This window comes from Mycobacterium persicum (assembly GCF_002086915.1).
In the GTDB taxonomy this organism is placed as follows: domain Bacteria; phylum Actinomycetota; class Actinomycetes; order Mycobacteriales; family Mycobacteriaceae; genus Mycobacterium; species Mycobacterium persicum.
Window position 1 is genome coordinate 5,462,310 of the sequence record NZ_MWQA01000001.1, and the last position, 7,886, is coordinate 5,470,195.

Here is a 7,886-nt window from a genome sequence, read left to right on the forward strand (position 1 = left end):
CGAGGCCGCGGTCGGCGCGGCGCCGGTCGCCGCCGGCCTGGGTGCGGTGTCCTCGATCGGCGCAGCCGCACCGCCGACCTGGGCCGGGACGGCCACCTTGGTGTCGAGCACGCAAGTCAGCACGCTGCAAGGTGCCGGCTGGACCGCCGCCGCACCTCAGGCCGCGCCCGGCAACGTCATCCCCGGCATGCCGGGATTGGCGTCGGCGACGCGCAACAGCGCCGGCTTCGGTGCCCCGCGCTACGGCGTCAAGCCCATCGTCATGCCGAAGCCGCAAGCCGTCTAGAGCACCTGCATCCGATACGAACCGGACCAAACCAAAGGAGTGGGACAACAATGGATTTCGGCGCTTTACCCCCTGAGATCAACTCCGCACGCATGTACGCCGGTGCGGGGGCGGCACCCATGATGGCTGCCGCCGCAGCATGGAACAGGCTGGCCGTCGAGTTGAGCACCACGGCCGCCTCGGTCGAATCGGCGATCACCCAGCTGACCACGGAGCAGTGGTTGGGTCCGGCGTCGATGTCGATGGCAGCCGCGGCTCAGCCTTACCTGGCCTGGCTGAGCTACACCGCCGAATCCGCTGCCCATGCGGGCTCGCAGGCCACCGCGTCCGCGGCCGCCTTCGAGGCGGCCTTCGCCGCGACCGTGCCGCCGGCTGAGGTTGCGGCCAATAGGGCGCTGCTGGCCGCGCTGGTGGCGACGAACATCCTGGGCCAGAACACACCCGCCATCGCGGCCACCGAGGCGCACTACGGCGAAATGTGGGCGCAGGACGCATTGGCGATGTACGGCTATGCGGCGTCGTCGGCGGCCGCCGGGATGCTGAACCCGTTGACCACGCCGTCGCGGATCGCCAACCCGGCGGGGCTGGCCGCGCAGGCGGCCGCGGTGGGCCAGGCCGGCACGGCACAGCAGGTGGGGCTGGCGAACCTGATCACCAACGTGCCCAACACGGTCATGGGGCTCGCGTCGCCGGCCGCGTCCGTTTTCGACGCGACGGCGCTGGGCGGAATCATCGATGACCTGCTCGGCAATACATTCGTGCAGAACGCCATCAACGGTGCGGTCAACACTGCGGCCTGGTTCGTCATGGCCACCATCCCCAACGCGGTCTTCCTGGGACATGCCCTGGATGCCGTGAACGCCACGGGCGGGGCTGCTGCCGCCGCCGAGCTGGTTCCGGCCATCGCGGGACCGGCGGCCACGACGAACGCCGTGGCACCCGCGGGCGCGGGCTCGGTCCTGGCCGGCATGGGCCAGGCGTCCGCGGTCGGCAAGTTGGCGGTGCCGGCGAGCTGGTCCAGTGCCGCTCCGGCGTTGCCTTCGGGCACCACGGCGTTGGAGGGCAGCGGCTGGGCCGTACCCGAGGAAGCCGGACCGGTCACCGCGATGCCCGGCGGGCCGGGGATGGCCGCCGCGTCGAAGGGCGGCGGTGGTTACGCCGGGCCACGGTACGGCTTCCGGCCGACCGTGATGCCCAAACAGGTCGTCGTCTGATCCGACCGGCCGGGCCGTAATGTGGCCGGTATGTGGTCGCGCGTCACGATGGCCGGGTTGTCCGAATGAGCCTGCTGATCGCGAACCGGGGCGAGATAGCGCTTCGAATCATCCGCACGGCAACCGAATTGGAGATCCCCACGGTGGCGGTTTACGCCGCGGACGACGCCGACAGCCCGCACGTGCACGCGGTCGACCAGGCAATCGCCCTGCCCGGCAACGGTATCGACGCCTACCTCGACGCCGCGGCCATCCCGGCCGCGGCCCAGGCGTCCCGCGCCGAGCTGATCCACCCCGGCTACGGGTTCCTCAGCGAGAACCCCGAATTCGCGCGGGCCTGCACGGCCGGCGGGTACACGTTCGTGGGACCCGACGCCGCGGTGCTGGAGTTGGTCGGGAACAAGTCTGCGGCCCGCGCGGCCGCCGTCACCGCCGGGGTGCCGGTGCTGGCGGCGACCCAAGGCCCCAGCAGCCTCGGCGACATCCAGGAATTCTTCGCCGCTCAGGGCGGCGGCGCGGTCATGATCAAGGCGCTTGCCGGCGGTGGTGGCCGGGGCATGCGCAAGGTGACGAGCGCCGGCCAGATCGACGATGCCTACCGTCAGTGCGCCGCGGAAGCGCAACTGGCCTTCGGCAATCCGGCGTTATGCGCCGAGGTATATCTGGGTGCGGCACGCCATCTGGAGGTGCAGGTCGTCGGCCAGCCACCGCATACGCTGGCGTTGGGCGATCGTGACTGCAGCATCCAGCGGCGTCACCAGAAGCTGGTCGAAATCGCTCCCGCCCAAGGCCTTTCGTTGAACACACCGTCACCGAGGCGGTGACCGGTCTGGACCTGGTGGCGCTGCAGCTGGCCATTGCCGGCGGTGCGGCCTACGACCAGCTGGGGCTGCCGGCCGGAATTTCCTGCGAGGCAACCACAGTCGCCGGTGATCCCGCCTGGATCGCGAGGCATCGCGATCCAGACTAGGGTCAACGCTGAAACCATGGCGGCAGCCGGGTCCGTCCTGCCCGCAGCGGGCACTCTGACGGTGTTTTCACCCCCGAGCGGCCCCGGGGTCCGGGTCGACACCTACGGCCGGGCGGGGCTGTCGGTGAGTCCACGCTATGACTCGCTGCTGGCCAAGGTCATCACCCACGTATCCGGGTCAACCTTCGGCGCGGCGGTGCGCAAGGCGCGCACGGCGCTATCGGAGTTCAGCATCGAGGGCGTCGCCACCAACCTGGCGTTGCTGCAAGAACTCTTGTCGGACAACAAGGTTCAATCGGGCATCGTCACGACGAGTTTCTTCGACGAAAAGCTGCCCGACCTGGCGGCCGCGGCGCTGTCCCACCACGCCCATCGGGTGGCCGCGGTCGAGCTTTACCCCGGTGAAGAAGCGTTGCGTGCCCAACTGGCCGGCGCGGTGGTGGACGTCGCGCCGGAAGGTAGCGAGGTGGGCGCCGCGCTGGTTCGCGTCGAGGGTGCGGCTTACGGGCTGATCGCCAACAGCAGCCATCATCTGGGTGGCGCCATCGACGCCGAGGCGTCGGACAAGGCTACCGACTTCCTGGCGCTGTGCGAGTCGTTCCGGCTGCCGGTGATCTCGCTGTGCGATACCCCGGGATTCATGGTCGGTCCGGACGCGGAGAAAGAAGCCACGGTCCGGCGTTTCGGCCGGATGTTCATCGCCGGCGCGCGGTTGACGGTGCCGCTCGGAATGATCATCTTGCGTAAGGGCTATGGGTTGGGTGCGATGGCCATGGCCGGTGGCTCCTTCCATGCGCCCGAGTTCACGATCGCCTGGCCCACCGGGGAGATCGCGGCAGGGGGCTGGAGGGGGCGGTGCGGCTCGGGTTTCGCAAGGAGTTGGCCGCCGCCGCGGACGAGGTGCAACGCCAAGCGCTTTTCGACCGGCTGCTGGCTGCGGCCTATCAGCATGGAAAGGCGTTGCGCTCGGCCACCACATTCGAACTGGACGACGTCATCGATCCGGCGGAGTCGCAGACCTGGATCAGCAGGCTGCTACGCGTGACCGGAACCGCATCCGACGCCCGGGATGCAGCCGGCGCCGCCCGGGACTCCGCCAGGTCCCGCGTTGACCCCTCCTGAGCCGCAACCGACGCCTGGAGCGCAACCGCTACCGCCCGGACCGCCGCCGGGACCGCCATTCTGGCCGCCCTGGCCGCAGTTGCCGTTTTCGTCGCAGCCGCCACCGCCGGGTACGTTGACCGCAACGATGTGGCTGGAGGCCGAGGCAGTCGTGGTGGGAACCACCGCAAAAGCCCCGGCGGAGGCCGTTGGCGCGACGGCGATGGCGGTAGCGATACACCCGGCCACGACTAGTGGTTTCATGAGGTTTAGTTTCGCTAACATGCGCCTCGTATACCCGTTACGCACGTGTACAAAACGCTTCCGAGAGATCGGCCAACCGACGACTGAAGGCATACGACCATGACCTCACTGGATCTGACCGGCCGTACCGCCATAGTCACCGGCGCCTCCAGGGGAATCGGGTTGGCGACGGCGCAACGCCTGGCCACCGCCGGCGCCAACGTGGTGCTCACCGCCCGCAAGCAGCAGGCCGCCGAGGCGGCCGCCGCGGAGGTCGGCGAGCGCGCGGTGGGCGTCGGTGCTCACGCGGTCGACGAGGAAGCCGCCCGACGCTGTGTGGACCTGGCCCTCGAGCGCTTCGGCAGCGTGGACATCCTGGTCAACAACGCGGGCACCAACCCGGCGTTCGGTCCGCTGATCGAACAGGACCACGCCCGCTTCACCAAGATCTTCGACGTCAACCTGTGGGCCCCACTGCTGTGGACCTCGCTGGCCGTCAAGGCATGGATGGGCCAACGCGGCGGTGTCGTCATCAACACCGCCTCGATCGGCGGTATGCATCAATCCCCGGCCATGGGAATGTACAACGCCACCAAGGCCGCCCTGATACATGTGACCAAGCAACTGGCCCTGGAACTTTCGCCGCGGGTGCGGGTCAACGCGATCTGCCCCGGCGTGGTGCGCACCAGGCTGGCCGAGGCGCTGTGGAAGGACCATGAAGACCCGCTGGCGGCGACCATCGCACTCGGGCGCATTGGCCAACCGGTCGACGTGGCCGAAGCCGTCGGTTTCCTGGTCTCGGATGCGGCGGGCTGGATCACCGGAGAGACCATGGTGATCGACGGCGGCCTGCTGCTGGGCAATGCCCAAGGGTTCAGGGGCTTTCCGGCGAACTCCGGAGGCGCGCAATGAGCATTCAGGAGGACCTCGCAACCCGGGTGCGGGCGCTGCTGGACCAGCACGACCCGGCCACCACCGACGCGCGGGAATTCCTCGGCGCGCGGTTCGACGCGGGGCTGGCCTGGGTGTACTTTCCGGTGGGCTTCGGCGGACTCGACCTGCCGCGCACCTATCAGGCACAGGTCGACGCGCAATTGTCGGCGGCAGCAGCGCCGCCGGCCGGTGGCGGGCGAAACATCATCGGCATCGGCATGGCGGCTCCGACGATCGCCGTGTTCGGAACCGAAGACCAGAAGCGTAAGTTCTTGCGCCCGTTGTTCACCGGTGAGCACCTCTACTGCCAGCTGTTCAGCGAACCGGGCGCCGGATCGGATCTGGCCGGGGTGGCCACTCGTGCGGTGCGCGACGGGGATGGCTGGATTGTCAACGGGCAGAAGGTATGGACGTCGATGGCCCAGCATGCGCAGATGGCCATCCTGGTCGCCCGCACCGATCCGAACGTGCCTAAACACGTTGGGCTGACCTACTTCTTGTGTGACATGAGGCAACCGGGAATCGACATCCGGCCACTGCGTCAGATCACCGGCGAGGCGGAATTCAACGAGGTATTTCTCACCGACGTCCGGGTGCCCGACACGAACCGGCTCGGCCCGGAAGGCGGCGGCTGGCGGGTCGCGACCACCACCCTCAACAACGAACGCGTCGCGATCGGCGCACGGACCGGAATCCCGCGCGAGGGCGGCCACATCGGCAGGGTCACCGAGGCCTGGCGTGACCAGCCGGCGCTGCGCAATCCCGCGATGCACGACGAGATGATGCGGCTGTGGGTAGAAGCCGAAGTGCTGCGGCTCACCGGCGAACGATTGCGCCAGCAGGCCGAGACCGGTCAGCCCGGGCCGGAGGGCGCCGGTATGAAAGTGGCGTTTGCCCGTCTGGCGCAACAGATCTCGGGCTTCGAACTGGAACTGCACCCCGAAACTGGCCTGGGATACGACGACTGGACGCTGCGCCGGCCGGAGACCGTCGATCTGATTGGTCGCGGCCCGGGCTATCGCTACCTGCGGGCTCGCGGCAACTCGATCGAAGGCGGCACCTCGGAGATCCTGCGCAACACCATCTCCGAGCGGGTTTTGGGCCTGCCCGGTGAACACCGGGTCGACAAGACTGTCGCCTGGAAGGATTTGCCGCGATGAGCGCCGCGGACCTACTGTACTCCGACACCGAGGAGGCGCTGCGGGACAGCGTTCGGCAACTGTTGGCCGATCGGTGTCCGCCGGAGCTGGTGGTGCGGGCCTATGATGTTCCGCTGCAAGACTTTTCGGAGCTGTGGCGGACGCTGGCCGCCGATCTGGGGGTGGCCGGGCTGCTGGTTCCCGAGTCGCTGGGCGGAGCGGGCGCAACTGCCCGTGAAGCAGCGGTGGTGATGGAGGAGATCGGTCGGGCCGTCGCGCCGGTGCCGTTCCTGTCCAGCGCGGTGCTTGCTACCGTCGCGCTGTCGCGTTCCGGCGAGACCGAAACCCTCTCGGGTCTGGCCGGTGGTGCCGTCACCGCGGCGCTGGTGGTGCCGCTATCCACCGCACCGGGTGATCCGGTGACCGGGGTGAGCGATGGCGCCGACGGACTGACCGGACGGGTCGGCAGCGTTGCGGGCGCCAGGGAAGCCGACGTGCTGGTGGTGCCGGTCGCCGGGCCCGAGGGGGTGGAGCTGCATACCGTCGCGCGCGACGCGGCCGGTGTCGAGGTCTCGCCGATGTTGACCTTCGACATGACCAGACCCCTTGCCGACGTGCAGTTTTCGGGTGCGACGTCGTCGCGGATCGGTACCGGCCCGGGTGAAGCGGCGCTGGCCGAGGCGCTGCAGACCGCAGCGGCGCTGCTCGCCTCCGAGCAGCTGGGGATCGCGCGGTGGTGCTTTGACACCACTCTGGCCTACGCCAAGGAACGTAAGCAGTTCGGCCGGGCCATCGGTTCCTACCAGGCGATCAAACACCGGCTGGCGGACTTGTGGTTCGAGGTCGGTTCGGCGACGGCCGCGGCCCGCTATGCCGCCGACACCTGTGCCCGCGGCGATGCTGACGCCGCCGTCGCGGCGGCTCTGGCGCAGGCCCACTGCAGCGGGGTTGCGGTGCACGCCGCCGAGGAATGCGTGCAGCTGCACGGCGGGATCGGAATGACCTGGGAGTATCCCGCGCACCTGTACCTGAAGCGGGCCAAGAGCGACCAGTTGGCCCTCGGGACCGCCTACCGGCACCGCGCTCGACTGGCCAGGTTGGTCAACCTACCGGTCACCTGACGTCGGCAAGAGTCGGGCGAGCAGACACAGAATCGCATGAGGCGCCAAGGATTTGGCTGATTCTGTGTCTGCTCGCCGGATCAGTGCGGTAGTGCCGAAGCGAAGACGTCCGTCATTGCCGCCCAGTGCCTTTCGGCGCACGCCTCGTCGTAGGGCGGGTTGTCCGGGACGGCAAACCCGTGAGCGGCGGGATACCACTCGATGATGTGCTCGACGCCGGCCGCGGTCAGAGCTTTGTCCAGCTGTTCGGCGTGGTCAGCCGTGAACGACGGGTCATTCTTCGCGCCGCCCACATAGACCGTGGCCCGCATCCGCTCGGCCAGCAGATGCGGGCTGTCCGCGCTGTCGGTGACCAAGCCGCCGCCGTGAAACGACGCCGCGACGGCGACTCCATCCGGAAGACGACCGGCCACCACGAGCGAGATCCGTCCACCCATGCAGTAGCCGCACACACCGAATCGCTGGCCCCTCACCTCCGGGCGGCCGGACAGGTAGCCGAAGAACGCGCCGGCGTCGCGGGTGACTCGGTCCGGGGTCAAGGTGCCGATCATGAACATGATCCGCGCCCGCTCCTTCGCGTCGCCGAACGCGGTCTTCATATCGAATGCGGCCCAGGCGCCCTCGCGGTAGTACACGTCGGGCAGCAGCACCGCATAGCCGTAGCCCGCCAGTTTGGCAGCCATCTGGTAGAAGGTTTCCCGCACACCGCCGGCGTCGGGATACATGACGACACCGGGCCAGGGGCCTTCGGCACCGTCGGGAGTAAACAGGTGGACGGGGCAGCTGCCGTCGGGCGTCGTGACGGTATCGGTGAATTTCGCCATGGCCTCCGTTGTACTCCTGCGGCCTTCTCGCGTGTTGTTTGGCGTCGACCCGCCG

At 68.8% G+C, this 7,886-nt stretch carries 7 protein-coding genes and 1 pseudogene; 6 read left to right on the top strand and 2 right to left on the bottom strand.

Annotation, left to right across the window (positions count from 1 at the left end):
• From B4U45_RS29615 to B4U45_RS24805, 3 genes and pseudogenes are all read left to right on the top strand, one after another.
• A partial coding sequence (locus tag B4U45_RS29615) for a PE/PPE C-terminal domain-containing protein (protein ID WP_244899395.1) occupies positions 1-286 on the top strand: 286 nt, incomplete at its 5' end.
• A 50-nt stretch (positions 287-336) separates the two neighbouring features.
• On the top strand, positions 337-1,500 hold the full coding sequence (locus tag B4U45_RS24800) for a PPE family protein (protein WP_075549927.1): 1,164 nt from the start codon (positions 337-339) through the stop codon (positions 1,498-1,500).
• A 65-nt stretch (positions 1,501-1,565) separates the two neighbouring features.
• Positions 1,566-3,592: pseudogene (locus tag B4U45_RS24805) on the top strand (biotin carboxylase N-terminal domain-containing protein).
• Here B4U45_RS24805 and B4U45_RS30185 read toward each other — a convergent pair.
• The gene (locus tag B4U45_RS30185) at positions 3,506-3,856 is read right to left on the bottom strand and encodes a PE-PGRS family protein (protein ID WP_371687070.1); all 351 of its coding nucleotides are present in this window, start codon (positions 3,854-3,856) and stop codon (positions 3,506-3,508) included. The pseudogene B4U45_RS24805 and the gene B4U45_RS30185 sit on opposite strands and share 87 nt — an antisense overlap.
• A gap of 78 nt (positions 3,857-3,934) precedes the next feature.
• Here B4U45_RS30185 and B4U45_RS24810 point away from each other — a divergent pair, with 78 nt between their 5' ends.
• Genes B4U45_RS24810 through B4U45_RS24820 form a run of 3 tightly spaced genes read left to right on the top strand, consistent with a single transcriptional unit; the run spans position 3,935 to position 7,007 of the window.
• Positions 3,935-4,726 (top strand): SDR family oxidoreductase, encoded by a 792-nt coding sequence (locus tag B4U45_RS24810; RefSeq protein ID WP_083155954.1) that lies wholly within the window; start codon positions 3,935-3,937, stop codon positions 4,724-4,726.
• Entirely contained in the window at positions 4,723-5,907 is a 1,185-nt protein-coding gene (locus B4U45_RS24815) for an acyl-CoA dehydrogenase family protein (protein WP_075549931.1), read from the top strand. The genes B4U45_RS24810 and B4U45_RS24815 overlap by 4 nt, the downstream gene beginning before the upstream one ends.
• The gene (locus tag B4U45_RS24820; RefSeq protein WP_075549932.1) at positions 5,904-7,007 is read left to right on the top strand and encodes an acyl-CoA dehydrogenase family protein; all 1,104 of its coding nucleotides are present in this window, start codon (positions 5,904-5,906) and stop codon (positions 7,005-7,007) included. The genes B4U45_RS24815 and B4U45_RS24820 overlap by 4 nt, the downstream gene beginning before the upstream one ends.
• 80 nt (positions 7,008-7,087) lie before the next feature.
• Here B4U45_RS24820 and B4U45_RS24825 read toward each other — a convergent pair whose 3' ends face one another.
• Positions 7,088-7,831 carry a dienelactone hydrolase family protein gene (locus B4U45_RS24825; RefSeq protein WP_075549933.1) on the bottom strand — a complete coding sequence of 248 codons (744 nt, stop codon included), beginning with the start codon at positions 7,829-7,831 and terminating at the stop codon, positions 7,088-7,090.
• Positions 7,832-7,886: the final 55 nt, after the last annotated feature.

Bases quoted from the DNA above. Each gene is read 5' to 3' on its own strand.
- B4U45_RS24800 (WP_075549927.1), top strand. From the start codon at position 337: ATGGATTTCGGCGCTTTACCCCCTGAGATCAACTCCGCACGCATGTAC.
- B4U45_RS24825 (WP_075549933.1), bottom strand. From the start codon at position 7,831: ATGGCGAAATTCACCGATACCGTCACGACGCCCGACGGCAGCTGCCCC.
- B4U45_RS24820 (WP_075549932.1), top strand. From the start codon at position 5,904: ATGAGCGCCGCGGACCTACTGTACTCCGACACCGAGGAGGCGCTGCGG.
- B4U45_RS24810 (WP_083155954.1), top strand. From the start codon at position 3,935: ATGACCTCACTGGATCTGACCGGCCGTACCGCCATAGTCACCGGCGCC.
- B4U45_RS30185 (WP_371687070.1), bottom strand. From the start codon at position 3,856: ATGTTAGCGAAACTAAACCTCATGAAACCACTAGTCGTGGCCGGGTGT.
- B4U45_RS24815 (WP_075549931.1), top strand. From the start codon at position 4,723: ATGAGCATTCAGGAGGACCTCGCAACCCGGGTGCGGGCGCTGCTGGAC.